Source organism: Variovorax sp. CAN15 (assembly GCF_030462475.1).
GTDB lineage: Bacteria > Pseudomonadota > Gammaproteobacteria > Burkholderiales > Burkholderiaceae_C > Variovorax.
Genome location: NZ_JASMRZ010000072.1, coordinates 1 through 26,097, shown reverse-complemented (window position 1 = coordinate 26,097; position 26,097 = coordinate 1). Strand labels below are relative to the sequence as shown.

General features: G+C 64.5%; 24 protein-coding genes and 2 pseudogenes. 7 read left to right on the top strand and 19 right to left on the bottom strand.

Annotated elements, in window-relative coordinates:
• A partial coding sequence (locus QMO14_RS27325; protein WP_301511005.1) for a LysR family transcriptional regulator substrate-binding protein occupies positions 1-593 on the top strand: 593 nt, incomplete at its 5' end.
• Positions 594-743: 150 nt separating this feature from the next.
• On the opposite strand, the gene QMO14_RS27320 is transcribed toward QMO14_RS27325, so the two are convergent.
• Positions 744-1,760: a patatin-like phospholipase family protein gene (locus QMO14_RS27320; RefSeq protein ID WP_301511003.1), complete on the bottom strand. Its 1,017-nt coding sequence runs from the start codon at positions 1,758-1,760 to the stop codon at positions 744-746.
• 287 nt (positions 1,761-2,047) lie between these two features.
• Positions 2,048-2,452, bottom strand: coding sequence for a RidA family protein (locus tag QMO14_RS27315; RefSeq protein WP_301511001.1), 405 nt, complete (start codon positions 2,450-2,452; stop codon positions 2,048-2,050).
• Positions 2,453-2,587: 135 nt separating this feature from the next.
• On the opposite strand from QMO14_RS27315, the gene QMO14_RS27310 reads away from it, so the two are divergent.
• Positions 2,588-3,514, top strand: a complete 927-nt coding sequence (locus tag QMO14_RS27310; RefSeq protein ID WP_301511000.1) for a LysR family transcriptional regulator — start codon at positions 2,588-2,590, stop codon at positions 3,512-3,514.
• Here the strand turns inward: QMO14_RS27310 and QMO14_RS27305 are convergent.
• Positions 3,495-3,974 carry a DUF4188 domain-containing protein gene (locus QMO14_RS27305; RefSeq protein WP_301510998.1) on the bottom strand — a complete coding sequence of 160 codons (480 nt, stop codon included), beginning with the start codon at positions 3,972-3,974 and terminating at the stop codon, positions 3,495-3,497. The two genes, QMO14_RS27310 and QMO14_RS27305, sit on opposite strands and share 20 nt — an antisense overlap.
• A 253-nt stretch (positions 3,975-4,227) precedes the next feature.
• Between QMO14_RS27305 and QMO14_RS27300 the strand changes: the two genes are divergently transcribed.
• Positions 4,228-5,058, top strand: a complete 831-nt coding sequence (locus QMO14_RS27300; RefSeq protein ID WP_301510997.1) for an HDOD domain-containing protein — start codon at positions 4,228-4,230, stop codon at positions 5,056-5,058.
• A gap of 18 nt (positions 5,059-5,076) precedes the next feature.
• Here the strand turns inward: QMO14_RS27300 and QMO14_RS27295 are convergent, their stop codons facing one another.
• The 4 genes and pseudogenes from QMO14_RS27295 to QMO14_RS33430 form a co-directional block, all read right to left on the bottom strand.
• Complete coding sequence (locus QMO14_RS27295) at positions 5,077-5,832, bottom strand: tRNA-uridine aminocarboxypropyltransferase (RefSeq protein ID WP_301510996.1); 756 nt, start codon at positions 5,830-5,832, stop codon at positions 5,077-5,079.
• Between the two features lie 37 nt (positions 5,833-5,869).
• On the bottom strand, positions 5,870-6,379 hold the full coding sequence (locus tag QMO14_RS27290) for a hypothetical protein (RefSeq protein WP_301510994.1): 510 nt from the start codon (positions 6,377-6,379) through the stop codon (positions 5,870-5,872).
• A 139-nt stretch (positions 6,380-6,518) separates the two neighbouring features.
• Positions 6,519-6,890, bottom strand: a pseudogene (locus tag QMO14_RS27285) (DUF1501 domain-containing protein); the annotation flags it as partial.
• Between the two features lie 59 nt (positions 6,891-6,949).
• Positions 6,950-7,228: pseudogene (locus QMO14_RS33430) on the bottom strand (DTW domain-containing protein); the annotation flags it as partial.
• 40 nt (positions 7,229-7,268) lie between these two features.
• Between QMO14_RS33430 and QMO14_RS33425 the strand changes: the two are divergent.
• From QMO14_RS33425 to QMO14_RS27265, 4 genes are all read left to right on the top strand, one after another.
• The gene (locus QMO14_RS33425) at positions 7,269-7,463 is read left to right on the top strand and encodes a hypothetical protein (protein ID WP_367618174.1); all 195 of its coding nucleotides are present in this window, start codon (positions 7,269-7,271) and stop codon (positions 7,461-7,463) included.
• A gap of 433 nt (positions 7,464-7,896) precedes the next feature.
• A complete protein-coding gene (locus tag QMO14_RS27275) occupies positions 7,897-8,199 on the top strand; it encodes a hypothetical protein (RefSeq protein WP_301510992.1) in 303 nt (100 codons plus the stop codon).
• A gap of 861 nt (positions 8,200-9,060) precedes the next feature.
• Entirely contained in the window at positions 9,061-10,056 is a 996-nt protein-coding gene (locus QMO14_RS27270) for an HlyD family secretion protein (protein WP_367618173.1), read from the top strand.
• A gap of 31 nt (positions 10,057-10,087) precedes the next feature.
• Entirely contained in the window at positions 10,088-12,328 is a 2,241-nt protein-coding gene (locus tag QMO14_RS27265) for a peptidase domain-containing ABC transporter (protein ID WP_301510989.1), read from the top strand.
• A 444-nt stretch (positions 12,329-12,772) separates the two neighbouring features.
• Here the strand turns inward: QMO14_RS27265 and QMO14_RS27260 are convergent, their stop codons facing one another.
• The 12 genes from QMO14_RS27260 to QMO14_RS27205 form a co-directional block, all read right to left on the bottom strand.
• A complete protein-coding gene (locus QMO14_RS27260; protein ID WP_301510988.1) occupies positions 12,773-13,984 on the bottom strand; it encodes a DUF1501 domain-containing protein in 1,212 nt (403 codons plus the stop codon).
• A 172-nt stretch (positions 13,985-14,156) separates the two neighbouring features.
• Entirely contained in the window at positions 14,157-15,722 is a 1,566-nt protein-coding gene (locus QMO14_RS27255) for a DUF1800 domain-containing protein (protein WP_301511006.1), read from the bottom strand.
• A gap of 44 nt (positions 15,723-15,766) precedes the next feature.
• Positions 15,767-16,249: a hypothetical protein gene (locus QMO14_RS27250; RefSeq protein WP_301510987.1), complete on the bottom strand. Its 483-nt coding sequence runs from the start codon at positions 16,247-16,249 to the stop codon at positions 15,767-15,769.
• Positions 16,250-16,370: 121 nt separating this feature from the next.
• Positions 16,371-17,057 carry a DsbA family oxidoreductase gene (locus tag QMO14_RS27245; protein WP_301510985.1) on the bottom strand — a complete coding sequence of 229 codons (687 nt, stop codon included), beginning with the start codon at positions 17,055-17,057 and terminating at the stop codon, positions 16,371-16,373.
• Between the two features lie 78 nt (positions 17,058-17,135).
• Positions 17,136-18,545 (bottom strand): MFS transporter, encoded by a 1,410-nt coding sequence (locus tag QMO14_RS27240; RefSeq protein ID WP_301510984.1) that lies wholly within the window; start codon positions 18,543-18,545, stop codon positions 17,136-17,138.
• A 76-nt stretch (positions 18,546-18,621) separates the two neighbouring features.
• Positions 18,622-20,499, bottom strand: a complete 1,878-nt coding sequence (locus tag QMO14_RS27235; RefSeq protein WP_301510983.1) for a bifunctional sugar phosphate isomerase/epimerase/4-hydroxyphenylpyruvate dioxygenase family protein — start codon at positions 20,497-20,499, stop codon at positions 18,622-18,624.
• Positions 20,500-20,633: 134 nt separating this feature from the next.
• Positions 20,634-21,398, bottom strand: a complete 765-nt coding sequence (locus QMO14_RS27230) for an alpha/beta fold hydrolase (protein ID WP_301510982.1) — start codon at positions 21,396-21,398, stop codon at positions 20,634-20,636.
• Positions 21,395-22,627 (bottom strand): Bcr/CflA family efflux MFS transporter, encoded by a 1,233-nt coding sequence (locus QMO14_RS27225; RefSeq protein ID WP_301510981.1) that lies wholly within the window; start codon positions 22,625-22,627, stop codon positions 21,395-21,397. The genes QMO14_RS27230 and QMO14_RS27225 overlap by 4 nt, the downstream gene beginning before the upstream one ends.
• A complete protein-coding gene (locus QMO14_RS27220) occupies positions 22,624-23,055 on the bottom strand; it encodes a carboxymuconolactone decarboxylase family protein (RefSeq protein WP_301510980.1) in 432 nt (143 codons plus the stop codon). Before QMO14_RS27220 ends, QMO14_RS27225 begins: the two co-directional genes overlap by 4 nt.
• The gene (pcaB, locus tag QMO14_RS27215; protein WP_301510978.1) at positions 23,052-24,266 is read right to left on the bottom strand and encodes a 3-carboxy-cis,cis-muconate cycloisomerase; all 1,215 of its coding nucleotides are present in this window, start codon (positions 24,264-24,266) and stop codon (positions 23,052-23,054) included. The genes QMO14_RS27220 and pcaB overlap by 4 nt, the downstream gene beginning before the upstream one ends.
• Before the next feature lie 26 nt (positions 24,267-24,292).
• Positions 24,293-25,126, bottom strand: a complete 834-nt coding sequence (locus tag QMO14_RS27210; RefSeq protein ID WP_301510977.1) for a shikimate dehydrogenase — start codon at positions 25,124-25,126, stop codon at positions 24,293-24,295.
• Between the two features lie 145 nt (positions 25,127-25,271).
• Positions 25,272-25,997: a shikimate dehydrogenase gene (locus QMO14_RS27205; protein WP_301510976.1), complete on the bottom strand. Its 726-nt coding sequence runs from the start codon at positions 25,995-25,997 to the stop codon at positions 25,272-25,274.
• Positions 25,998-26,097 lie beyond the last annotated feature (100 nt).

Here is a 26,097-nt window from a genome sequence, read left to right as displayed (position 1 = left end):
CGACGGGCGCCATCGCGCATCTGCTGCCGCCCGCGCTCGGACGCCTCGCCCGCAACCATCCCGGCATCGACGTGAACGTGCAGGTGCTGACCTCCAACGAGAGCATGACCCGGCTCGCCGCAGGCAGCCTGGACCTGGCGGTCGTGGCGCTGCCGCAGGCGTCCGTGCGGGGCGTCCATGTCACGCCCCTGCGGCGCGAGGCGGTCGTCGCCTTCCTGCCGGCGGACTGGAAGGCACCGAGGCGGCTGACTCCGCAGTGGCTGGCCCAGCAGCCGTTGATCATGAACGACTCCTCCACGCGCCTCTACAGGCTTACCGCGGAATGGTTCTCCGCGGCTGGCGTCCATTGCCGGCCGCGCATCGAGCTCAACTACAACGACGCGATCAGGACACTGGTTGCCGCGGGCTACGGAGCGGCGCTGCTGCCGGAGGAATCGCAACAGAGCGCGCGCGACCCTCGCATCGCGGTGCGTCCGCTCAGCCCGGCTCTGTGGCGGCAGCTCGGCCTCGCGGTCAGCGACCGGGGCGCCAGTGGACCGACGCGTTTCGTCATGGACGCCTTGCTGCCTGAAAAGGGTCCGGCCAGCGGCTGAGCTGACTGCCCGATGCGTCGACGTTCAAGGAGGCCGACGCCTGCAAGGTCTGCGCCGCGCGTGGACATCGCATGCTCGACGAGTATTGGGAGCATGCGATGGATGGGGAGACGGATCGGCTCGCACCGCCATCCCCGCTCAGGCTCAGACTCAGGTCCAGTTCGCCTCGACCCAGTTGCGCACATTCGCCCACTCGGGCGAGTTCTTGATGTAGCTTTGCGTCGCGCTCACCAGCTGGCCGACGTTCTTGTAGTCATCCAGGCCGAAGGGCTGGGCCAGCGGCACGTTGCCGCGCATGTAGTTGCCGCCGAGCAACTGGCCGGCCTGGATCGCCGCCAGTTCGGCGGTGGCATCCATCGTCAGGTTGAGCAGCGCCGTCGCCGGCACCGTGCCATTGCTGAAGGGCCACAGCCAGTGCGTGACGCCCCAGTCCAGCGGGTTCGACACCGAGCCGGGCGAAATGCCCACCGGGTTCACGCCGGTGCCGAGCGACAGCATCAGGACGTCGGACGTGCCGCTCGCGTAGCCCTGGTAGATCGCCTCCACCATCGCCGTCATCGAAGGGTTGTTGGCAAAGGTGCCGCCGTCGGCGAAGTAGCCGTAGCTGCCCACCTGGTATGGCGGGAAGTAGGTCGGCGCGGCCGAGGTGGCCAGTGCCGCATCGACCATGCTGATGCCGCGATAGGCGTTGCTCGGGCCGTTGGAGATGGTGCAGGGCTCCCAGCTGTTCTGGCTCGGGTCCCACAGCCGCGCGGAGTTGACGGCCACGAAGCGGCTCGCCGACGACAGCGCTCCGGTGCCCACCAGCTGCTGCGCGACCGACTGCAGGCCGGTATTGACGTACTGGCACTCGAAGATGCCCGGGCCGCTGCCCAGCAGTTCTTCGGTCGACCGCGCCGGGGCCCTGTCCTGCTGCCTGGCCTGCGCGTCCAGCAGCCAGCCGTTGGGCTTGAAGATGGTCGCTCCATCGTTCTCGTAGACGTTCACGATGTCGCCGATGGCCACGCCGTTCACCAGGCCCAGCGAGATCAGCCCGCCGGTGGACGTGCCGGCAAAGCCGTTCGCGCCCGCGACGATGCCGAAGCTCTTGTCCAGGTCCTGGATCAACAACGCCGTGATGACGCCACGAATGCCGCCGCCGTCGCAGCAGAGAATCTTGAAAGACATGCTGTGCTCCTTGCTCGAGTGGATGGATGAATGGACGCAAGGCGCCCTCTTTCCATCGAAGGCGCCGGGACTTTCAATGCGGGGGATTGCTGATGCGATGAAGTGATCGTTCCCCACGCCGAACGATCGACAGTCACGGATCTCAGGGCGGAATGTGGGTCAATTCGCGGGGCGATGCATCACTTGAACGAGTGAGGTTCGGCCTCTGGGGAGCAGGTCGATCGGGTTGTACAGCAGTCTCCATACAAAGAAAGTCGTCATTCCTCCGCTTCGGCTTCGCGAGCGATTCAGCTCTCGACGTTGCCGGGCAGCTTGGCGATCACCTTGATCTCGAACTCGAAGCCGTAGAGCCAGGTCACGCCGATGCCGGTCAGCGTGGGATGCGGCGCATCGCCCCAGAACTCCGGCACGATCTTCCAGGCCTTCTCGAAGTTCGTTTCCGGGTCGACGATGAAGACGGTGACGTCCACCACGTCGTCGAAGGTGCAGCCGGCGGCGCCCAGCACCGCGTTCAGGTTCTTGAAGGCGAGCCGCACCTGCGCTTCGAGGTCGGGCTCGGGCGAACCGTCCTCGCGGCTGCCGACCTGCCCCGAGACGAACAGGAATCCGTTGGAGCGGACTGCGGGCGAGTAGCGGTTCTTCTCGTAGAGCGCCTGGCGCCCGGGTGGGAAGACGACGTCGCGTTTGGCCATGGGATGCTTTCCTTTTTCTCTTCTTCAATGGATGGGATGAAGGGACTTTAGGAATTCGCGCCGCGCCGATAAACGGGCAATGCCGACAATGACTGTTTGGGGAAACCAAACAATCGGCAACTCAGGAACAGCACCGTGGACCGTTTCGACGCAATGCAGGCCTTCGCCCGCGTGGTGGAAGCAGGCAGCTTCACCAAGGCGGCCGAGACGCTTCACATGAGCAAGACCAGCGTGACCCAGTTGGTGCAGCAGCTCGAAGCGAGGCTGCGCGTGAAGCTGCTCAACCGGACCACACGCAAGGTCGGCCTCACGGCCGACGGCGCGGCCTACTACGAGCGCGTGGTGCGCCTGCTGGCCGACATGGACGACGCCGAGACCAGCCTCTCGGGCGCATCGGCTGCTCCAAGAGGCCGGCTGCGGGTGGACGTTCCCACCCCGCTGGCCCGCACGATCCTCGTGCCGGCGCTGCCTGCGTTCCACGCGCGCTACCCCGACATCCAGCTCGACATGGGCGTGAGCGACCGCATGGTCGACCTGATCGGCGACAACGTCGATTGCGTGGTGCGCGGCGGCGAGCTCACCGACCAGTCGCTCATGGCGCGCCGCGTGGGCGACCTGCGGCTCGGCGTGTATGCGGCGCCCAGCTACCTGGAGCGCGCCGGCACGCCCTCCGACCCGCGCGAGCTGGAAGACACGCACCACCGCATCGTCGGCTTCCTGTGGTCGCGCAACGGCAAGACCTTTCCGTACGCGATGTACCGCGACGGCGAGCGCATCGAGGTGCAGGGCCGGTACGTGCTCTCGGTCGACGACGGGAACGCCTACCTCGCGGCTGGGCTGGCAGGCCTGGGCGTTCTCTGGCTGCCCGAGTACATGGCGAAGGCGCACCTGCCGGGCGGCGAACTGGTGGCGCTCTTCGGGGACTGGAGCCTCGATCCGATGCCGCTCTACGTGGCGTTCCCGCCGAACCGGCATGTCAGCGCGAAGCTGCGGGTGTTCATCGATTGGGTGGTGGAGCTGATGGCGCTGCATGCGCCGGTCGTCACTCCTGCGTCTTCGTAGCCCTCAACCGGGCAGCCGCCGACCGATTGGCCTGCGCCACGCTCTGAAGAGCCCCGGCCCCGCCGAGCCCGAAGGACGGCATGTTGACGTAGATGTTCTCGTAGGTGCCGGGCGACGCCGCATAGGTCTCGTGCCAGATGCCCACGGAGCCGTCAGTGCCGATGGCCTTGTTGAACGCCCTCCATGCCGGGAGGTGCTCGGCCTCCTTGTCCTTGGCGTAGGCCAGCAGTTGCTCCATGGAGCGCCAGTACTGCAGCACGAGGATCGTGCGCGAGAACCACAGCTCGGCGTGAAGCAGGCCGCGCTCCGGCTGCTGCCGTAGCTCCTTGAGCATGCGGGGCATGGCGGCCGCGACGGGAAGCCATTTGTGCAGCTTCAGGGGCTGGTTGATGCGCATGCCGATGAGGAACACGACGAAGTCCCCCTCCAGCTTGGCGGTCAGGCGTTCTCTGTTGATCATGGCGGGGCGTCCTCCTGTCCTCTTGGCGCGTTGACGGTTGCGGCGAAGTCGGCCGGACTATGTCATCGCACCCGCGCCGCGGCGACCGCCATGCGACGGAATGCCTGTACGCGGTGCCAAATGCGCCCACACCGGGTAAACCCTCCCCACCAGATTCCGTGGAAATGACGGATCGGCGCAAACCGGGGCCCCGCCAAGGCGCGCGCCGGGAGAAAATCCATTGCATACAAAGGCATAACACCTCCCCAGCGCCATGAAGACACTCGACGAACTCTTTGCCAATGACGAGTCGCTCCCCACTGTTCCGAGGGTGGTCTCCGACCTGATGGAGATGCTGAGGGACGACGACGTGTCCTTCTCGGCCGTCGCGCATCGCATCGAACTCGACCAGGTGCTGGCGGCCAAGGTGCTGCAGATGATCAATTCCCCGCTCTTCGGGCTGCGGCGCAAGATTTCCTCGATACAGGGCGCGATCCTGATGCTCGGGCTCTCCGCGATCCGCTCCGTGGTCGTGAGTTCGGGCCTGGCGGGTTCCTTCAGGAAGGTGGAGGGCGTCAGCCTCCCGGCCTTCTGGGCGCACAGCCTGCGCGTGGCTTCGGCGTCGCGGTACCTGGCTTCCAAGACCCGGCACGTCGACCCCAACCTGGCATTCACCGCGGGCAGCATGCATGCCATCGGCCATCTGATCATGGCGCAGGCGATGCCCGGGCGGATCGCCGCGCTGAACGCCCTCCATCCCTTCGAGGCGCTGGGGCGCGCGCAGCTGGAGCTGGTCGAGTTCGGCTACCACTACGGCGACGTGAGCGCCTCGCTGGCCCAGCGCTGGGGCTTCGCGCCCGATCTGGTCGGCGGGCTTTCGAGCTTCGTGAGCCCCGACAACCCGGAGCATGCCGATGCGCTCGGCGGCGTTCTGCACCTGGCCGTGTGGCGCGTGGCGCTGGAGCGCCAGGGCGTGGACCTGGGCAATCTGGGCGGCGTCTGGCCGAGCCAGCCGGCCATCGCGGCCGGCATCACCGAGGACATCGTCCAGGAAATGCCGGCGCCGCGCGAGCTGGCGGCGGAACTCGAATCGATGATCGCCTGACGGCGGCGCCGTCGGCCTCTACGAAGCCAGCGAAGCCTGCGCGGACTGCGCGGACTGCGCGGCGACCACCTCGCGCAGCCGCTGGTGCTCGGCACCATCCCACGCAATTGGCTGCTGGTTCTTCGCGCGCAGATAGTGGTGCGAGAACACCGGCAGATAGGCTTCGAGCGTCTGCCCTGCCGCATGCTCGCCCGCCAGGTTCAGGCACATCGCGGCGACTTCGCTGGTGCAGAAGTGGTCGTCCCGGCCCGAGTTGCGCAGCTTGTACTGCGTGATCCGCTCCGGGCGAAGGCTCAGCACCGGCAGCCGGTCGAGGTAAGGGCTCCTGCGGAACATCTTGCGCGCCTCGGCCCACGTCGCATCGAACAGGATGAAGAGCGAGCGCTTTGCTGCGGGCTGTTCCACGCCCAGCACAACGCGCTCCGGCTGCGCGTACTGCCCCGGAAACACCACGTAGGGCTGCCATTGCGGATCGTTCAGCAACGCCAGCAGCGCAGGGTCGACCTCGGTGCGGGCCCAGCCGAAGGCAAAGGTGTCGGCCACCACGTCGGCGACCAGCCAGCCGGTGTTGGTGGGCTTGAGCGGCTCGATGTCCGCCATGATCAGGCACACGCCCGCGCGCGTCGCGACCGAGGGACGGATAGCGCACATGCAATGGCTGGGCACCAGCCGGCAGCCCGCACAACGCTCGCGCTTGAAGCCGCCACGGGCAAGAAAAGGCTTGGCGCTTCGCGCGAGGCGGGCTGCGCGAAGAAGGGAAACGGCGTGAGGCATGCCGGGATTCTCGGCGGTGTCGCCACCGACAGGCCGATCAGACCGAAGCGGCATCCCGGTCGATGCCGGCCACCAGCTCCCGAAGCCACGCCCGGTGGGCACCGAAGCTGCCCAGCTGCTCTTCGGCCGCCTCCCTCGACCTCAGGTAGCGCTCGAGAAAGCGGAATCCGACCCGCTCGGCGGCACTGCGCAGCACTTCATCGGCCAGATCGCATTCGTAGAGAAAGTCGACGCGGGTCGCCCAGAACCCCTGCTCCGTGCCGGCGAGCCGCTCCAATCCGGAGGGGTCTTCGATGCTGAACTCGATGAATTCCAGGCCGCGCTCGGTCTCACGGAGGCCGCAGACCCTGCTGCCGTGGTCCCACAGCGGAACCAGTGTGGGCCCCTCGGGCGCACGGGCGCCGTGGTAGCTGTACCAAGGCGGCCCCAGGCAGGAACCACGGAACGCCTCGTGGAGGCACTGGCCGGCAGCCATCTGCAGCAGCGAAGCGGATGCGCCGAGCCGTTGCAGCTCGGCGATCCGCAGGTGTTCGGCAATCACCCCCATGTGCGATCGATCCTTCCCGCGCTCTCGCGCCAGCCCCGGATCATGGCGCATGGCGCCGGTGTCGTCCCAGGGTGCCGGCGTCGGCGTGATCTTGCGAACCGCTTGGTCGAAGCAGTCGGCAACCGGAGAGAAGCCGGCGCTATACCAGCCGCAGGTCCTTCGGCGCCACGCCGTCGAACACCCGCCCCAACTGTGCCGGGCTCAGTCCGTACATCCGCTGGAACAGCCCGCCGAACACCGCGCGGTACTCGTTGAGCACCGGGTAGTCGCGGTTCTGGAACAGCGTCGCCTGCGTCAGCGCCTGCTGTTCGCCCACCACGCGCCCGCCGGCCTGCGCCGAGAGGCCGCCGCCGAGCACCCAGTAGACGGTGCCGTGGCCGTGGTCGGTGCCGCGGTTGCCGTTCTCGCGGAAGGTGCGGCCGAACTCGCTGATGACGACCACGACCGTCTGCCGCCAGGCGTCGTCGCCCATTTCCTGCGCGAAGCCGGCAACGCCGCGGCCCAGTTCTTCGGCTTGTACTGCGTGATCCGCTCCAGGCGAAGGCTCAGCACCGGCAGCCGGTTGGGATAGGGGCTCCTGCGGAACATCTTGCGTGCCTCGGCCCAGGTCGCATCGAAAAGTATGAGGAGCGGGCGCTTCGCGGCTGCGTCGCATGCAGCACCACCCGCCCCTGCGCCGCGTACTGCCCGGGAAAAACCACGCGGGGGCTTCCATTGCGGATCGGCCAAGAGCGCCATCAGCGCGGGATCGACTTCGGTGCGGGCCCAGCCGAACGCGAAGGCGCCGGCTACGACGTCGGCCATCAGCCAGCGAGTATTGGCGGGCTTGAGCGGCTCGATGTCGCCCATGATCAGGCACACGCCAGCGCGCGTCGCGACCGATGGGCGCATGGCGCACATGCAATGTGCTGGGCAGCAGGCGGCAGCCCGCACAGCGCTCGCGCTTGAAACCGCCGCGGACGAGAAAGGGCTTGGCGCTTCGCGCCAAGCAGGCGGCGCGAAGAAGGAAAACGGTGTGAGGCATGCGGGGATTCTCGGCGGTGCCGTCGCCCGCGATCCGCGCCCTGAATTTTTCGACGATTGATCGTCAAAATTAACAAACAAGCAACAATTAATCAATTCAGCAATCGATTAACAATTGAGACTCCATAACCCCTGTCTTTACAGTGGGATTCCATCACAACAAAAGAAAAAGCAATTAAGCTGATCGCGCATCTTGAATGAAATTTATTTACCTGAGGGCTAGCATGCTTCGCCGTGTGAAGTTTTGAATCGATCACAATCCTGAATGCTACACCTCTAGCGCCAACAATCATGATCTATCGAAATCTAAACATCAAAGGCGTGAACTTATTTCAAAATTGCAGCCAAAGTTCAGAATTAAAAAATATCGAAATCGATTTTCCGCCGATGGAAAGCAGCTGAACATACAACCTTCAAATTACCTTCTTCAAAGCAAGAGGATTGATTGTTTTTTCACAATGGAAAATTATATTCCCTTCAGGTTTGCCGTCTTCATGGTCGTTCCAGAGTTAAAAAAACTCAATGATGAAAAACAAAGAAAAATAATCGAAATGGCCAGGATTAGCACAAAACCACATCCGCTAAAAAATCCTGGCATAGCCTTCATCGCCTCTCTAACAATAACATCATTTTTAATAATAACCTCATTTCTTTATCTCACAAAATTCGACCCAGCCGCATTAATTCCAATAATTGGAACATTAGGGGCTTTTTTTTCATCATTTCTTTACTCCATTTTTCTGGCGATCATATTGGCGCCAGAAATCCGCAAATTCATTCTGCGATCTCAAGAATGAATGCAAGCGGCCTGATCCAATTCTTTCAAAGAAATCTCAGGCCTTAATCAACCTCAAGGAAATCAAATGGCTATTCGAGAAATCACAACTTAAGAGATTAAAAAAGTCGCCGGAGGAAATAATGGAGGCGCAATCGCCATGGGCGTTGCGGGGGCGTGGGCTTCGACCGTTGCCGGTGCCGCAATAGGCGGCCCGGTTGGCGCACTCGTTGGCTTTGGACTAAGTAGCGCATTGTCTACAGGTTTTATTCTCTCAGGAGGCACATTTGGAGGTATAGGCTCTTTCGCAGGAGGGTGCCGCCCAGGAATAGCCGGATGCCCCAGATAATAAATTGGTAATTTTTTGAAGGACTCGATGCATTCGCACATCGAGTCCATTTTCATATTAAAGCAAAGCTCGGCGGCCATTCACAAAATGAACACATCCATTTCACATTCATGGACACGAATTCACAGTCAAATCCAAAAATCACCCAACCTCATTTTCCCTCCATCATCATCAGCTCAAAAAAAATAGCCCAGGAACAAAACATCTTTGAGTTATTAAGCATCCATGTTTTAGTTCGGATCTGTTTTTGAAAAATCAAATTTTGAAATATTCATGGACTCTTCGTTATTTCGACAAGAGGTGCTAGCTCAAAACTCCAGCTACATCGGCACGGTCCGTCTATATTCTCCGCCTTATCGGTGGCTGATAGTTGGAGTCATAGCATCATCAGCCATAGCAACTATCTTTCTTCTTTTTTGGGGCACTTACACTAAGCGCGAGCGTCTCATCGGTCAGATTCTGCCATCCAAGGGTTTGGTGAGTCTTACTTTGCCTATATCTGGAAGTATCGCAGCAGTACACGTACGGGAAGGCATGCTGGTAGATATCGATCAAGATCTGCTGACCATTTCGGCCGAGCTTGAAACCGGGCTGGGCAGCACACGCCAGTTGATAAATGAACAATTAAAACTGCAGCGCTCAAAACTGAAGGCTGACCTCGAGGGGCAAATTCAGCTGAACCAGGAAATCCAACACGGCCTAAATCAGCGCTTGGAAACAACGAAAAATCAACTTGCGCAGATCGAACTGCAGCATAAACAACGCGCTCGACAAAATCAGCTTGCGAAAAATCAATTAAGCAAACTACAGGAAATGCAATCCCAAGGCTATGTGTCAATCAGTCAGGTCGAGCAGCAAGAGACCACTGTGCTTGACGCGCAGGCGCGCTTGCAGGATCTGTTGAGGCTGCGCCTAGAAACCGTACAGCAACTCAAACAGTTATATCAGCAACAGCGAGAGCTACCCCTAAATGCGCGCAGTCAAGAAAATGTCATCACCCGCAAGCTCGCTGAGATTGACCAATCCATAGCAGAAAATGAATCGCGGCGGTCAGTGATCTTGCGCGCACCACAGCCCAGCATGGTAGCGGCCGTACTTGCAAAGCCCGGGCAATTCTCCAGCGCTGGGCAAACTGTCCTCTCATTGCTACCGCAAAGCGCCACACTTGAAGCGCAGCTGATGGTGCCAAGTCGTGCGATCGGCTTCATTCGCAATGGAAAGAAGGTGGTCCTGCGCTACCAAGCGTATCCATATCAAAAGTTTGGCCAGCACCACGGACGCGTGAGCGAGGTATCGCGTACAGCTCTTTCACCGCAGGAGGTTATGCAACTGACTGGTAGATCGGATATACGCGAGCAGCACTACCGTGTGGTCGTCGCCTTGGATAGAGACGACATCACGGTATATGGCAAGCCCGAGAAATTGCGCCCTGGCATGGCACTCGAGGCCGACGTTTTACTCGACAAGCGGCGGTTGATCGAATGGATATTCGAACCATTGCACGCGCTCGGTCAGCGCACAAACCTATGACGGGCAATCATCCATTTAGGTTTCGCCCAGAATGAACTTCGCTCAATCACTTCGCTTCGGCTGGAGTCGTCGTCTACCTATCATGCTACAGGCCCAAGCGGCCGAATGTGGTCTGGCCTGCATAGGAATGATCGCTAACTACTTGGGACATTCTGTCGATCTTCTACACCTTCGCCGTAGATTCAGCCCTTCTCTAAAGGGCGCCACTCTTGATGATGTTATGCAAATCGCCTCACAGCTCGGCCTAACTACGCGGGCATTGCGATTTGATACGGAGGACTTAGGGCAATTGCAAACCCCCTGCATCTTACATTGGGACATGACTCACTTCGTCGTTCTAAAAGGAGTCGATAACGGAAAGGTAAAAATTCATGACCCAGCACGCGGCGCGCTCAGCATGACTATCGCCCAAGCTTCTAAGCACTTCACCGGTATCGCACTCGAGCTGATACGCTCGTCACAGTTCAAGCGCATTGAAGAGCGTGAAACAATTTCGGTGCCAAGATTAATCGGGGGCGTCTTGGGCATTCGGCCCGCGTTTGTGCAGGTACTCCTTTTGTCAGTGGCTATTGAAGTGTTCAGCATCTTGGCCCCGCTCCATATGCAATGGGTGATGGATCAGGTGCTGGTTTCTTCGGACGCCGATCTACTGACATTGCTTGGTATAGGCTTTTTGATGGTGATGCTTTTCAAAAATGTCACCTCAGCAGTGCGGTCGTGGGTAGTCACCTGGATCTCGAGCCATCTGGGGGTGCAATGGACTACCAATGTGTGCGCGCATCTATTGAAACTGCCGTTGAGCTACTTTGAGCAACGAAACGTGGGTGATGTGCTTTCTCGCTTGAGCGCAGTAGATAGCATTCAAAACACACTGACGACTCGATTTGTTAGCACTGTCTTGGACGGTGTCATGGCGCTCATTACTCTAATCGTGCTCTTCATTTACAGCACAGCATTGACCTGGCTTGTGCTTGGTCTTTTTACATCTTACGCATTGGTGCGCTGGGTTTCCTACCGTCCGCTACGGCAGGCGACGGAAGACCAACTCGTGCACGCTGCGCGAGCGCAGTCGAACCTGCTCGAATCCATCCGAGGTATCCAAGCGATCAAGCTCGCCAACAAGCAGGAGGCGAGGGTCGCAGCTTATGCCAACGCGGTGGTTGAATCGACAAACAAGAACATCGCTATCGAACGACTGTCCATTGGTTTGTCCACTCTGCAAGGCACGATCGCGGGCATCGGCCATGTTGTTCTGATCTGGCTGGCTGCCAAGCAGGTGTTAGCTGGCGAATTTACCGCCGGCATGCTCACGGCTTTTGTAAGTTTCGCAAGCCAATTCACGATACGAGCAACTGGATTGGTCGACTCGACAATCGATCTCGGGATGTTACGTTTACATGGTGAGAGATTGGCCGACATCGTATTAACGGAGGCAGAAGCTGAGCTTGGGATGAAATCCGAGATCAGGTTACTGCAGCGGACGTCACAAGAGACGACGGACGAAGCGATATTGCAGTCAAGCCATAGCTCAAATTCAACTGCCGCAACCGGAGCAGCCTTCGCGCAAAGAGTTGCGGCGCATGTTGGGCGCTTGGAGGCTAACGCGGCGCCAGCCATCGAAGTGATCGGACTGCGTTTTCGCTACGCAGAGACGGATGAGTGGGTGGTCAAAGATTGTTCGTTCGCGATCGCGCCGGGCGAATCAGTCGCACTGACGGGAGCGTCCGGTGAAGGCAAGACGACAATTGCCAAGTTGATCCTCGGTTTGCTCCAACCCACAGCGGGCTGCGTTAGGGTCTCAGGCATCGATATTCATCATATTGGATTGCGGCACTACAGAGACATGATCGGTTGCGTTATGCAGGACGACATTCTCTTTGCTGGATCGATTGCCGAGAACATCAGCTTTTTCGACCCAGAGGCAGACCAAGAGATAATTGAAGCCACAGCGCGATTGGCACACATTCACGATGACATCAGCTCGATGCCAATGGGCTACCAAAGCTTGGTAGGCGATATGGGATCGTCGCTATCAGGTGGACAGATCCAGCGCGTCCTGCTAGCCCGCGCGCTCTATCGCCAACCTTCCATTTTGGTGTTAGATGAAGCAACGAGCCACTTGGATATTGAACACGAGCACCTGATCAATAGCACGATTCAAAGTATGGGAATCACGCGAATCATCATCGCGCACCGTCCAGAAACCATTCGAAGTGCGGATAGGACCATCCTGATACACGATGGGAAAGCTATGCCAGTTCTGCGTGAATAGGGCCAGATCGCGAACCTTAAGCAGAGACAACCAAGAAGATTTGCGTACAGCATCGCCGGCAGTTTCGTGGGCTGCCAGAGATGGACACTCTTGGGGTCCCAGAGGAATGAGAGAGCACTCAAAAGTACTGCCCAAGAAAAAGCAAAAAAACTGCCCCCTGAGTTCATCACATTACTGATACGTAAGATACTACTCAGTGCAAGCACAAGAGCGTATAAAAATGCGGTCACTACTCCATGATAGGAAGTAAAAATCTTTCGGAGCAACGAACCGTCATCGACCTTATGTACAAGCAAAAAATGCGCGCCGCTTGTTGTCGCCGGGGCGAGTTATCGGAGTAAGTCGCGCCCTACGAAAACAATCGTCACGGTGAACACCTCTGTTGGACCCGAAAGTCCATCTTTCACCGTCTCGACGTGATTTAGAAATTGGCCCCGCCACATCTCACACCAGCCGCAGATCCTTCGGCGCGACGCCGTCGAATACCTTCGCGAGTTGCGCCGACGACAGTCCGTACATCCGCTGGAACAGCCCGCCGAACACCGCGCGGTACTCGTTGAGCACCGGGTAGTCGCGGTTCTGGAACAGCGTCGCCTGCGTCAGCGCCTGCTGTTCGCCCACCACGCGCCCGCCGGCCTGCGCCGAGAGGCCACCGCCGAGCACCCAGTAGACGGTGCCGTGGCCGTGGTCGGTGCCGCGGTTGCCGTTCTCGCGGAAGGTGCGGCCGAACTCGCTGATGACGACCACCACGGTCTGGCGCCATGCGTCGTCGCCCATCTCCTGCGCGAAGCCGGCGACACCCCGGCCCAGTTCCTCGAAGCGGTTGGCGAGATAGCCGGTGGCGCCGCCCTGCCCCACGTGGGTGTCCCAGCCGCCGACGTCGACGAAACCGAGGTCGAAGCGGTCGCGCATCAGCAGAGCCATGCGGCGCGCCACCAGCTCGAAGCCCTTGGCGGTCATGGCGTTGCGGCTGGCGGCGTCCATCTCGGCCTGCACCGCGCGCATGACTTCGTCGCGCACCTGGAAGCCCTCGGCCACGGGCTGCGCCAGGGCCGTTTTGCGGTACATGGATGCGATGACCTGGCTCTGCCGCGCGTCGATGCTCGAGCGCGCGTTGCCGGCCAGCGTCATGTTGGCGGCCTTGGCGTTGCCGCGCATGGAGATCGGAAGCTGGCCGGTGAAGGCAATGGGCGACACGTCGGTGACGGGCCCCGCGCCGAGCACGCCGGCCAGCCGGTTGAGAAAGCCCGAGCTGTAGTCGCGGCGCCTGTCGAGTGCCTGTCCGAGTTCGATGGAATCCTGCGTCTCGAAGTGGCTGCGCGTGAGGTCTTCAGTGCCCGCGAAGGCGATGAAGGACGCCTGCTTCTGCTGGAACATCGGCATCACGCTCTGCGCCAGCGCGGGGTGCAGGCCCCAGTCGGCGTCCAGCGGCAGCGCGCCGTTGGGCGAGCCGGGCCGGGCGATGGCGATGTTGGGGCGCGATGCGTAGTAGAAGTCGCTGCTCGTGGGCACGAGCAGGTTGCTGCAGTCGTAGGCGCCGCGCAGGAACACGACCAGCAGCTTGGTGCCTTCGGCGGACGGCGCGGCCATCACGCTGGCGGCGGTGCCGGCGAAGGGCACTGCGGCCGCGAGCTTCAGGAGTTCTCGACGTTGCATGACGGTTGTCCTTTCTTTCTTCTTGCCTTGCTCCTTCCCCCGCTGGGGGAAGGTTGGGATGGGGGCACGCGGCGCTCGTTCGACCAGAGCGACCGATCGACCGCCGCTTGCCCCCACCCCTACCCTCCCCCAGAGGGGGAGGGAGAAATACCGAATCAATATCTTCAGATCTTCAGCGGCGCATCAGCTCGGGCGAAGCCAGCAGGAAGGTATTCCACTCCTGCGGGTTCTTCGCCTGCGCCAGCGCCTCGCGCGTGTCCGCGCTCATGCCGACCTGCATCGTGCGAACCGCGCGCGAATCGGCCAGCGGCGGGAACGCGGGTTTCTCCAGCGGCGCCTTGCCGTTCGCACGGAACAGCACCGCGCCGTTGGCACCGATGGCGCGCGCGATCTCGAAACGGGTGTTCATCTGGCCCGCGCTGGCCCAGGCCGCCTCGTTGAGCGGATAGCCGTCGGGCGTCTCGTGGCCGTAGAGCTGCTCGCCCATGCGGTTGATCCAGCCGAGCATCGGGTTCACGTTGGTCACCACGCGGTCGTCGTACGCGAGGCGCACGCCTGCCATCACGTAGTGCACCGGGTCGCGGAACTTGCGGCCCAGCGAGGCGCTGAACTCGGGCGACTCGAACAGCGCCTTCAACGTGATGGCGATGTCGCCATCGCTGCGCGTGAAAGCTGCGGCCATGCGATCGACCAGCGCCTGCGGCGGGTCGTCGGAGACGAAGTACACGGCGAGCTTGCGCGAGACGAAGCGCGCGGTGGCCGGTGCGCGCGCGAGGCGGTCGAGCGCCTCGTCGGCCTCGGCCAGCCCACGGCTCTGGATGGATTTGCCCAGCAGCGTCTTCGGTCCGTAGTCGTGCCGGTTCGGGTTGAACTCGAAGAGGCCCTTGCGCACGTAGTCGGCGCGCAGGGCCGGCCGCACGTTCGGCGGCGGCGCGTCGAGCGGCTGGTAGCTCACGCCCACGCCGGTGAGCACACGCGCGAGTTCCTGCACGTCGGCCTGCGAATAGCCGCCGCCCACGCCCAGCGTGTGCAGCTCCATCAGCTCGCGCGCGTAGTTCTCGTTGATGCGGTTGGCCGCGTTCTGCGCGTTGTCGAGGTAGCGCAGCATCGCCGGGTGGTGCAGCGTGGCGCCGAGCAGGTCGCGGAACCTGCCGAGCGCGTGCGGGCGGATGGCGTTCTCCTCGTAGTCGCCCACCATCGCGCGGATGTTGTCCTTGCGCAGGTTGACGTTGAAGTGGTTCATCCAGAACCAGGTCATCTGCTCCTGCAGCTGGTTGGGCGAATAGAGCGCGCGCAGCACGAAGCGCTGCTGCGCCTCGCGCACCAGCGCGTTGAGGTGCTGCTGGTAGGCCTGCCGGGCGGCCTTCTTCTGGTCTTCGTCGGGCAGCGCATCGGCCGCCTTGCGCTGCGCGTCGAGTTCGGTGACGAGCTGGTCGAGCGGCGTGCGCGAGATTTCCATCGCGTCGATCTGTGCCTGCGCGGCCGGCGGCAGTGGCGCGGGCCGCGGGTTGAGCTGATCGCGCATCCACAGCGGGAGGCCGCGCTTCGCGAGCTGCGCGTCGCTGCTCGCATTGGCGCCCCAGCTCACGCGGTCGAGCCAGCGCAGCCGCGTGGCCTCGTCCACCTGCTGCGAAGGCAGCGAAACCGAAACCAGCGGCCGATGGTCCCCCGGCGTGCTCGCGCAGGCCGCGAGCAGCGCGAGCGCGCAGGCGCCAAGCGCTATCGACGCGCGCCGCATCGGGAAAGACAAGATCGGCGAAACAGCGGCGGCCAGCACCGCCCTCACTCCCTGCGCAGGTCGTGGCGGCGCACGTCGCCGATGGCGTGCTGCGCGGTAGCCAACGCGAGGTCGACATGCTCGAGGCCGCGCTGCTGATAAGGCCGCGAGCGCGGGTCGTCTTCCTCGCGGGCCACGTCCGAGCGCACCTTTCGCAGCAGATCGACCGCTGCGTGCAGGCGGCCTTCGCGCGGCAGCCATGCATCGGTGGGCTCGCGCCATTCGACGGGCTTGCCGTCCAGCCACGCCGCATGCTGCAGGTCGCCGATGGCGGCGTGGATCTCGTCGATCACCACCTGCTCGTCGCGCGAGACCTGCCCGTCCTCGGGGCGGCGGTGCTCCACTTTCCAGGCCGCGGTGCGCAGGTCGGACAAGGCGTGGAGGTAGAACGGGTGCCTGCCGTATTCGTCCGCCAGTGCCGGCAGCGAGGCCGCGGCCAAAAGAGCGAATAAGGGGGCGAGCACGGCGATTAGGCTTTTCTTCTTCATCTTCGGGGCTCCTGTGTGACAGTGGTTCAGGGACGCCTCCTCAACCGCCGGAGCCTGCTTCGGGTTGACGGTCTTTACCGTCGTAACGCTGCGCAAAGCTGGCGCCCAAGCGCCAGCCAAGTCAGGCTGTGGCAAGGCCCGAAGGTGCAGCGCCCGCGATCTGGCGCAGGGCCCGCTCGAACACTTCGACGGGCTGGCCGCCCGAAATGAGATGCCGGTCGTTGATGATGATCGCGGGCACCGAGTGAATGCCGGCGTCGGTGTACATGCGCTCGCGCTCACGGGTTTCCTGCGCGAACTCGTCGCTGTCCAGGATCTGCCGGGCACGGGCCGCGTCGAGCCCCGCTTCGGCGGCGGCACGCACCAGCACTTCGGGGTCGGACGGATTCTGGCTGTCGGTGAAGTAGGCCTTCAGCAGCAGCTTCTTCAGGGCCGCCTGCCTGGCCGGGCCTTCCAGCTCGGCCCAGTGCAGCAGGCGGTGCGCATTGAAGGTGTTGTAGACGCGCGGCCGGCCTTCGGGGCTGAACTCGAAGCCCACCGCCGCGCCGCGCTGGCGGATCATTTCGCGCGACTGGGCCTGCTGCTCGCGCGTGGAGCCGTACTTCTGGTTGAGGTGCTCGAAGGTGTCCTGCCCTTCGGGAGGCATCTGCGGGTTCAGCTCGAAGGGCTGGAAGTGCAGGTCCGCGGTGATTTCCGGTGCCACCTTCCCGAGCGCCGCCTCGAGCGAGCTCAGGCCAATGGCGCACCAGGGACAGGACACATCGGAGACGAAATCGATCTTGAGGTGGGGCGAAGAGAGGGTGGTCATGGCGCCATTCTTCATGGCGCCGCAACCCTTGGCAGGCGAAAGGTCTTCGGCCTGGGAGCGCCCTCCCCTGCCTTCGCGTCAGGCCGCTGCCTTGGCCAGGCGCGCGTCCTGCAGCGTCTTCTCGCGCAGGCGGTCGTATTCCTGCTTGTCGACCGGCACCGCGTTCGGGTCGCCCAGGTCACGCATGTGGATGCGGTAGGTTTCGCGTGCGCTCAGCGCGGCCAGGGCGGCCAGCACCGTCACCGCGAAGGCAATGGCACCCACCGTGAGCCACACGTTGGTCGAGCCGGGAGGCGCGACGGCGGCGAACAGCGCCGGCAGCAGCGCGGTGATGGTGGTGCCGACGTTCTGCGAGATGGCCATGGCCGAGACGCGGTTGCGGGTGCGGAACAGCTCCGGATAGAAGCTCGGGAAGGTCGCGTTGTAGCCCTGGTAGACGATGCCCCACATCAGCAGCGACATGGCGATGGCCAGCGGCACGTTGCGGATGCTGATGGCATACAGGTACACGAACGAGAGCAGGCCCGAGGCCAGCGCGCCGATGATGATCGGCGGGCGGCGGCCGATGCGGTCCGAGAGGTTGCCCACGAACGGGATGACGATCACGGCCAGGATGTTGCCGAGCACCGGAATCCACAGGTACACGTCCTTCTGGAAGCCGATGCCATAGGCGGCCTGCACGGCGTAGGCCGCGCCGAACACGGTGGCCACCACCGGAATCACGTTCATCAGCGCCATGCAGACCACGCGCAGCATGTCGGCCCAGCTGTCGGTGAAGGCCTGGACGATCGGCGCCTTGGTTGTTTCGCCCTTCTTGTCGACTTCGGCGAAGGCCGGCGTCTCGTCGACCTCGCGGCGGATGATGTAGCCGGCCACGATCACCAGGAAACTCAGCAGGAAGGGAATGCGCCAGCCCCAGGAGTTGAAGGCGTCCTCGGGCATGTAGTGCGCCAGCGGCAGGAACACGGCGGCCGCCAGGATCTGGCCGGCCTGCACGCCCTGCAGCGTGAAGCTCGCGAAGAAGCCGCGTCGCCCGAATGGAGCATGTTCAAGAATCATCGAGCTCGCGCCCGAGATCTCGCCCGCCACCGCAAAACCCTGCACCAGGCGCAGCAGCACCAGCAGCACCGGAGCCAGCAGGCCGACCTGGTCATAGGTCGGCAGCAGGCCGACGGCCACGGTGGAGAAGCCCATCAGGAACATGCACAGCACCAGCACCTGCTTGCGCCCGTGCGTGTCGCCCCAGTGGCCGAGCACGAAGGCGCCGATGGGGCGCGCAACATAGCCCACGCCGTAGGTCGCGAGCGAGGCGACGATGGCGGTCGTCGGATCGCCCTTGGGGAAGAAGATCTGCGGAAAGATCAGCGCCGCCGCGGTGGCGTAGATGAAGAAGTCGTAGTACTCCAGCGCCGAGCCGATCCAGCCGCTTGCAGCGGCCTTCTTCGACTGGTGCCTGCCTTGCGGCTCACGGGCTGTGGTGTTTGCCATGTGTTGTCTCCAGTGGTGACGAAAAAAATGAAATCAGCTCTCTGTCGGTCAATCAATCAATCTGCCGCTCGATAGGTCAGTCCTGCGCCTGCGAAGCCATGCGCGCCGGCGCATTGAGGGCGCCATAGGCGTCGTAGTTGCCCAGGCGCTGCGCGACCTCGAAGAACAGTCCGCCCTCGAAACTCTCGGTATAGATGTGCAGGTAGTCGCCAGCCGGCGAACGGTCGAAGAGCACGCCCGCCTGGCGCATGCGCGACAGCAGCGCGGGGTCGATGTCGATGCGCGTGGCCAGGTCGTCGTAGTAGTTGTCGGAAATCGGCACGAAGCGCGTGCCGTTGGCGCGCAGCTTCGCGGCCGTCTCGAAGATGTCGGCGCAGCTCAGCGCGACGTGGTGCACCGCGCCGCCGCCGGTCACGCTCAGCGTGCGCGCGGTGCGGGTGCGCTGGCTCAGCGACACGTTGAGCACGAGCCGCAGGCTGCGGTCGGCGTTGGCGACGCCGCGGCTGCGGATCAGCCCGAAGGGGTCGGCCAGCTCCAGGCTCTCGCCGGGCTCCAGGCCGAGCACGGCGCGCGTGAACAGCACCCAGGTGTCGAGCTGGTCGAGCGCCAGACCCAGCGCGACGTGGTCGATGCACTGCAGGCCCGCGTCATTGTTGCCCGCCCCCTCGTCTTCCAGGAGGAAGTCGGCCTCGTACAGGCCGTTGGCGCCCAGCGCCTCGGGCACGAAATGAATGAGGTTGCCGCCCGGGGCCACGATGGCCGGCACGCGCAGTTCGTTGGGCCCGACCGGACTGTCGTGCCGCTGCGAGCGCATGGCGGTGGCGCGGCCCACCGCGGCCAGCGGGTCGTCGCATCGCACGCCGAGCGCGCACACCGAGGTGCCATGCGCCTCGAAGCGCTGGCGCGCGAAGGAATCAGGCTGGGCATTGACGATCAGGTTGATCTCACCCTGGCGGTACAGCGTCACCGCCTTGGAGCGGTGCCTGCCGATGCGGCGGAAGCCCAGTTGGCCGGCCAGCGTTGCCAGCGTCGCGGCCGAAGCCTCGTCGGCGGCGAACTCGATGAACGACAGGCCCGACAGCGCCGGCACCGGCGGCGGGTCGAACAGCGCCACGGGCTGCGGTACCGCCGGCTTGGCAAGCCGCTGGCGCGCTTCGCTTTCGAGGTACAGCAGCGAGCGCATCGCGTCCACGGCGGTGCGGCGGTTGGGCGTCTCGCGGAAGATGTCGTTGAAGATTTCCAGCGAGAGCGGACCGGTGTAGCCCGCGCGCAGCACCTGCTCGAAGAAGCCGACCACGTCGAAGTCGCCCTGGCCCGGAAAGGAGCGATGGTGGCGCGCCCACTGCAGCACGTCCATCGACAGCAGCGGGGCGTCGGCCATCTGCAGGAAGAAGATCTTGTCGCCCGGAATGGCGGCGATGCCGGCCGGGTCGTCCTTCAGCGAGAGCGTGTGGAAGCTGTCGAGGATCAGGCCCAGGTGCGCATGGTTCGCCTGTTTCACGATCTCCCAGGCCTGGCCGTACAGAGAGGTATGGCGGCCCCAGGCCAGCGCTTCGAAGCCCACGCGCAGGTTGCGGCGCGCGGCGCGCTCGGCCAGCTCGTGCAGCTGGGCTGCCGCCAGCGAGGGATCGTCGATGGCCAGCGCCGAGGTGTTGGAGCAGCACAGCATCGTCGGTGCGCCCATGGCCTGCATCAGGTCGAACTTGCGCTCGGCGCGCTCCAGGCTGCGGCGGAACTGCGGCTCGGGCATGCCTTCGAAGTCGCGCAACGGCTGGTACAGGTCGATGCTCAGGCCCAGGTCGCCGGCGATGCGGCCCAGTTCTGCGGCCGTGCCCTTGAAGTTGATGAAGTCGGCCTCGAACAGCTCGATGCCGTCGAAACCGGCAGCGGCGACGGCTTCCAGCTTCTGGCGGAGCGTGCCGCTGAGCGAGACGGTGGCGATGGAGCGATGCATGGGGGTGGACTTTAGGAACACCCAGCCCCCGTCACAATCTATTCAGAGCCCTCTTGATCGATCATCGATCACTCACAACCGCTATTCGCACGAAATACGGGATACACCTAGGCCCCATGCACTGCCAGCCGCACTCAAAGGCTGCGCCAGAAATCGATCAGCAGCTGTGCGAACTCCACCGGCCGCTCGACCGCGCTCAGGTGCGCCGCGTCGATGGTTTGCAGCCGGGCGTGCGGAATGGCGCTGGCCATGGCCTGCGACATCGCCATCGGCGTGGCCTCGTCCTGCAGCCCGCCGATCACCAGCGTGGGCACGGCGACGCGATGGTTGCTCTCGCGGAAATCGATGGCGGCGACGGCGTTGCAGCTCTCGATGTAGCCCTGCGCGTCGGTGCGCACCAGCACGTCGTGCAGCTTCTTCGCGGCTTCCGCGCCTTCCGGCGTGGCGGCCCAGGCCGGCGTGATCCAGCGCGACACCGCGCTGGGGGCGATGGCGGCCACGCCCCTGGCGGCGACCGTCTCCACGCGCGCGCGCCAGGGCGCCTGGTCGGGATAGTGCGCGGCCGAATTGGCGATCACCATCGTCTTCAGCAGCTCGGGATGGCGCACCGCCAGCGCCTGCGCCGTCATGCCGCCCATCGACAGGCCGACGAAGTGCACCGGCTCGCCGCCCGCCTCGCGCTGGATGAGCTCGGCCGCGTCCTGCGCGAGCGTCTCGATGCGCAGCGCGCCGGGCAACAGCTCCGAGGCGCCGTGGTTGCGGTGGTCGTAGCGCAGCACCGTGTGGGCGCGCGAGAGCTGCGCGGCCACGCCGTCCCACATGCTCAGGTCGCAGCCCAGCGCATGGCTGAGCACGACGATGGGGCCATCGCCCTCGCGAACGACATTCAAACGGGTCATGGTGTGGTTTCCTTTTTCGGTTGTTGCAGACGCGGCAGCCAGAAGAACGCGATCGCCACCAGCACGCTGCCGGCCAGCAGCATGGGCACGACCATCGGCCAGGCGCCGTTGGAAAAATCGGCATCGACGAAACGCGCGGCCAGCTGCCCCGCGCAGAACGCGACCATCATCATGCCGAAGCCGGACCAGGACACGGCCCGGCCCGCCAGGTGCGGCAAGTCGCCCACCGCGCCCGCCTGCCCGCAGGGCTGGTGGATGCCGTGGCCCAGGCAATAGACGGCATGGCCGAACAGCAGCGGCACCGCGCTCAGCGGCATGAGCAAGCAGCCCAGCGCCTGGATGACGGCACCGGTGAGGCTCAGCGATGCGCCCAGCCGCACGGTGCGCACCGGCCCGTAGCGCCTGAGCAGCGTGCGGCACATGGTGGTGCTGAAGATGTAGACCAGCGAGCCGCCGGCCGGGATCCATCCGTACCAGGCCGGCGACCAGCCCAGGTAGCCGATGTAGACCATGGGCGACAGCAGCAGGAAGCAGAACAGCCCACCGTAGGTCGTGGCCGCCACCGAAGCCCAGGCCCGGAAGCTGCGGCTTGCGAACACGGCGCGCGTGCTGCCGCGCGGCGCGGAAGGCTCACCCTCGCCCGGCGGCCTGCGCGTTTCGGCGAAAGAGCGCCAGCACAGCGCGAACAGCGCCAAGGCATAGAGCGCCATCGCCGCCATCACCCAGCGCCAGCCCGCGCCCTGCACCAGCCATGCGCCGAGCAGCGGCGCCATCAGCCCGACGATGCCCAGGCCGGTGAGGCCGCGCGCCATCACGTGCGGGCCTTCGTGCGCCGGGTACAGGTCGCGCACGGCCGCGCGCGAGCACACGAGGATCGCCGCCATCGAGAAGCCCTGCAGCGTGCGCCAGCCCGCGAGCAGCGCCACGCTGCCCGCGAAGGCGCCGCCCAACGCCGCGAGCGCGTAGCAGCCCAGCCCCGCCAGCAGTACCGGCCGCCGCCCGAAGCGGTCGGCCAGCGGGCCGCACAGCAGCTGCGCAAAGCCGAAGGCCAGCACGAACAGCGTGAGGCTGGTGCTGGCCGAGCCGAGCTCCTTCGCGATGGCGGGGAGCGCGGGAAGATAGCTGTCGGTGGCCACCGGCTGCGCTGCGAGCAGCAGCGGCAGCAGCAGTGGAAAAGTGACGTCGAAGCGGCCCTTCCGGCCCTTCCTTGGGTCTGGTGGCGCGGTCACTGCGCCAGCGGCGGCAGCAGGCCCTTCTCGCGCAGGATGCCCGTCGCGATGCCGAAGGCGTGGTTGGCCACGGGCACGCCGCAGTAGATGGCGGCCATCATGATCACTTCCTTGATCTCGTCCGGCGTGAGGCGCGACTCGGGCGGGCCGTCGAGCGCGGCGCGCACGTGCATCGCGAACTCTTCATAGGCGTGGATGCCCAGCATCAGCGACAGCACCATGAAGCGGCGCGTCTTGTCGCCCAGCGCGGGGCGGCCCCAGATGTCGTTCCAGGCGTGGCGCGTGATGAGTTCCTGGAACTCGGCGTTGAAGCCGTTGCGGTTGGCGAGCGACTTGTCGACCCAGGCATCGCCGAGCACGCGGCGGCGGTTGACGAGGCCGGCTTCGTAGGCGCCGGGCTCGACGGGCGGGTTTTCGGGGGTGGTCATCGGGAGAGTTCCTTGTCTGAATCGAGCCGGGCCTGCAGCGCCTTCACTTCGGCGAGCGCGGTCTGCCCGGCATCGTGTGCGAGCGCGGGGGCGAACCATTCGTCCGCCGCGTCGCGCGGGAGTTCGGCGCGCAGCCGGTCGATGTTGGCGCGCATCCGCGCGGCGTCGACCTGCAGGCCGGGCAATGCGGCAGCCATCGCGCGCACGCTGCCGTGGGCCGACATCAGCAGCTGCGGCCACTCGGCCAGCTCGGCCTGCCAGGCGCCGAGAGCGCGTTCGTGCTGCTGCGGCATGGCGCCGAGCAACGCGGCCACGCGCTGCGGCGCGCGGTGCGCGGCGGCGATGGCCACCATCGAGGCTACCGGGTTGCGCTTGTGCGGCATGGCCGACGAGCCGCCGCGGCCCGGTTCGCTGGGCTCGGTGACTTCGCTGACTTCGTACTGCCCGAGCAGCGAGATGTCGACCGCGATCTTGCCCAGGCTGCCGGTCATGAGGCCCAGCTCGCAGCCGAGCGCGACCCATTCGTCGCGCTGGGTGTGCCAGGTCGAGCCGGGGTCGCCGAGGCCGAGTTCCCCGGCCATGCGCTTGCGCACCGCCGCGCCCTGCCCCTTCATCTGCGCCAGCGTGCCGATGGCACCGCCGAGCTGCAGCTGCAGCGCATGCTTCGCGGCATCGCGCAGCCGGATGCGGCTGCGCACCAGCGGCGCCGCCCAGCCGGCGCACTTGAAGCCAAAGCTGGTGACCGAGGCCGGCTGCATCAGCGTGCGCGCGAGCATCGGCGTTTCGGCGTGCGTCACGGCCAGGCGCAGCAGCGCGTCGGCGGCCTTGGCGAGGTCGGCCTCGACAAGCGCGACAGCCTCGCGCGTGACCAGCGCCATCGCGCTGTCGATCACGTCCTGGCTGGTGCTGCCGAAATGCACGAATGGCGCAGCCTCGGCGTTGAAGAGGCCCACCGCCTCGCGCAACGCCTTCACCAGCGGGATCGCGACGCTGCCGGCGCGGCCGCTCTCGCGCACGATCTTGGCGACGTCGAAAAGCTCGACCTTGCAGCTGCTGACGATCGAGTTCGCGGCGCTCTCGGGGATCAGCCCCTCGGCCGCCTGCGCGCGCGCCAGCGCGGCCTCGAAGCGCAGCATGGCGTCGACGAAGGCGCGGTCGCTGAAGGCGCCCAGCGTTTCGGATGTGGAGAGGAAGCCTTCGAAAATACTCATCTGAGGAGCCTTCCTTTCTTTTTCATTCAGTATTTCAGTTGCGCCACGGCGCGCAGTTCCTCGGGCGAAGCGGTGCCGAAGCCGAAGAACTCCAGGTAGGCCGGGATCATCTCGAACAGCATGTCGGTGCCGACCTGCACCTGGCAGCCCTTGGCCTTGGCGGCCTGAAGCAGCGGCGTGTATTCGGTCTTCATCACGACCTCGCCGACGAAGGTGGAAGGGGCGATGCGGTCCACGTCGAAGGGCAGCGGATCGCCCTCCTTCATGCCCAGCGGCGTGGCGTTGACCACCACGTCGTAGCCGGCCGCGTCCTTCGAGCCGGTGGCCACCTTCATCTGCGGATAGTGCTCGCGCAGCCGAGCGGCCAGCGCATTGGCCGAGGCCTCGCTCATGTCGAACAGCATCAGCTCGGCGGCCCCCGCGGCGGCAATCGACGCCGCGATGGCGGAGCCCACGCCGCCCGTGCCCGACACCAGCACCCGCGTGCCCTTGAACAGCCGACCCTTGCGCTCCACGCCGCGCACGAAGCCGGCGCCGTCGAACTGGTCGCCCAGCAGCGTGCCGTCGGGCCGCTTGAGGATGGCGTTGCAGGCACCGGCCACGCGCGCGGTGGGCGTCACCTCGTCGACCAGCGACATCGTCGTCACCTTGTGCGGCATGGTCACCAGCGCGCCGCGGATGTTGCTGAACTTGAAGATCTGCGGCAGCGACACCGCGTAGTCCTCGGGCTTCACGCCCATGGGCACGACCACGGCGTCGATGCCGTGCTTGTCGAACCAGGGGTTGTAGATCATCGGGGCCTTGAAGGCCTCCGTGGGGTAGCCGATGTGGGCGATGAGGGTGGATTTGCCGGAAATCATTGAGGAATCACTCTGTGCAATCAAAGGTCGATGAAGGTTTCTTCCAGGAATGCCGCGGAACCGGCTTTGCCGGGTCGCAGGCATTGCCCCCTGCAAGGGGGTTGGCGAAGCGACACGAAGTGCGCGAAGCCTGGGGGTGAGCCATCTACGCCACGCTCGGTGAGTGGTAGCGCAGGGGCTGCGCGATCTCGGCGTGCATCGCCGGTGGATAGATGATTTCGCGCAGGAAGTCGGCGTCGGCCGTCATCGCCTCCGCCGCATCGAGATGGCCGAAGTAGCGGAAGTAGTGCGGCATCTGCTGGATCAGCATCTCGAAGCCCGCCTGCGCATTGAGCCCGCGCGCGCGGGCCGCACGCACCAGCGGCGTCGGCTGGTTGCGCAAAAGAATGTCGAAGAGCGCCGCGTGGCTGTCCATGCGCGCCACGTCGACTGGCGCCGCGTCATCGTCGCTCAGCCCCAGCTGCGTGGCGTTGACGACGAGGTCGAAGCCCTCGGGCGCGTTGCTGTCGGCCGCGACCACCTCGGCGTCGAAGAAGGCGTCGAGCTTGGCGGCCACGCCGGCCGCCTTGCCGGCAGCCTTGTCGTACATGGCGATGTGTGCCGCACCGTTCACCGTGCCGCCTTCGGCCAGCGCCACGCCGATGGCCGCGGCGCTCACGCCCGCGCCGAGGATCAGCACGCGCTTGCCGCGGAAGGGAATGTTGTAGTGGTCGAGTGCGCCGATCAGGCCCTCGCCGTCGAAGAGGTCGCCCTCGAGCTGGTCGCCCTCGGTGCGGCGCACCACATTGACCGAGCCCGCCACGCGGCCGAAGAGCCCGCAGCCCTCGAGCAGATCGACCACCAGCGGCTTGTGCGGCGGCGCGATCACCATGCCGCGCCGCCCGGCCGAACTGGCCTTCTTCCACCAGCACCGAGAAGAACTGGAGCTGGCGCAGCGTGAGCGCGCGCAGGGGCAAGGCGGCCATGGCGGA

Excerpts from the sequence above, each read along its gene's own strand:
- QMO14_RS27260 (WP_301510988.1), bottom strand. The coding sequence starts at position 13,984 with ATGCAACGTCGAGAACTCCTGAAGCTCGCGGCCGCAGTGCCCTTCGCC.
- QMO14_RS27300 (WP_301510997.1), top strand. The coding sequence starts at position 4,228 with ATGAAGACACTCGACGAACTCTTTGCCAATGACGAGTCGCTCCCCACT.
- QMO14_RS27315 (WP_301511001.1), bottom strand. The coding sequence starts at position 2,452 with ATGGCCAAACGCGACGTCGTCTTCCCACCCGGGCGCCAGGCGCTCTAC.
- QMO14_RS27275 (WP_301510992.1), top strand. The coding sequence starts at position 7,897 with ATGGTCGTTCCAGAGTTAAAAAAACTCAATGATGAAAAACAAAGAAAA.
- QMO14_RS27230 (WP_301510982.1), bottom strand. The coding sequence starts at position 21,398 with ATGACCCGTTTGAATGTCGTTCGCGAGGGCGATGGCCCCATCGTCGTG.
- QMO14_RS27240 (WP_301510984.1), bottom strand. The coding sequence starts at position 18,545 with ATGGCAAACACCACAGCCCGTGAGCCGCAAGGCAGGCACCAGTCGAAG.
- QMO14_RS27245 (WP_301510985.1), bottom strand. The coding sequence starts at position 17,057 with ATGACCACCCTCTCTTCGCCCCACCTCAAGATCGATTTCGTCTCCGAT.
- QMO14_RS27305 (WP_301510998.1), bottom strand. The coding sequence starts at position 3,974 with ATGATCAACAGAGAACGCCTGACCGCCAAGCTGGAGGGGGACTTCGTC.
- QMO14_RS27220 (WP_301510980.1), bottom strand. The coding sequence starts at position 23,055 with ATGACCACCCCCGAAAACCCGCCCGTCGAGCCCGGCGCCTACGAAGCC.
- QMO14_RS27205 (WP_301510976.1), bottom strand. The coding sequence starts at position 25,997 with ATGGTGATCGCGCCGCCGCACAAGCCGCTGGTGGTCGATCTGCTCGAG.
- QMO14_RS27290 (WP_301510994.1), bottom strand. The coding sequence starts at position 6,379 with ATGGGGGTGATTGCCGAACACCTGCGGATCGCCGAGCTGCAACGGCTC.
- QMO14_RS27235 (WP_301510983.1), bottom strand. The coding sequence starts at position 20,499 with ATGCATCGCTCCATCGCCACCGTCTCGCTCAGCGGCACGCTCCGCCAG.
- pcaB (WP_301510978.1), bottom strand. The coding sequence starts at position 24,266 with ATGAGTATTTTCGAAGGCTTCCTCTCCACATCCGAAACGCTGGGCGCC.
- QMO14_RS27320 (WP_301511003.1), bottom strand. The coding sequence starts at position 1,760 with ATGTCTTTCAAGATTCTCTGCTGCGACGGCGGCGGCATTCGTGGCGTC.
- QMO14_RS27210 (WP_301510977.1), bottom strand. The coding sequence starts at position 25,126 with ATGATTTCCGGCAAATCCACCCTCATCGCCCACATCGGCTACCCCACG.
- QMO14_RS27250 (WP_301510987.1), bottom strand. The coding sequence starts at position 16,249 with ATGAAGAAGAAAAGCCTAATCGCCGTGCTCGCCCCCTTATTCGCTCTT.
- QMO14_RS27265 (WP_301510989.1), top strand. The coding sequence starts at position 10,088 with ATGAACTTCGCTCAATCACTTCGCTTCGGCTGGAGTCGTCGTCTACCT.
- QMO14_RS27270 (WP_367618173.1), top strand. The coding sequence starts at position 9,061 with ATGCTGGTAGATATCGATCAAGATCTGCTGACCATTTCGGCCGAGCTT.
- QMO14_RS27295 (WP_301510996.1), bottom strand. The coding sequence starts at position 5,832 with ATGCCTCACGCCGTTTCCCTTCTTCGCGCAGCCCGCCTCGCGCGAAGC.
- QMO14_RS33425 (WP_367618174.1), top strand. The coding sequence starts at position 7,269 with ATGGCGCACATGCAATGTGCTGGGCAGCAGGCGGCAGCCCGCACAGCG.
- QMO14_RS27255 (WP_301511006.1), bottom strand. The coding sequence starts at position 15,722 with ATGCGGCGCGCGTCGATAGCGCTTGGCGCCTGCGCGCTCGCGCTGCTC.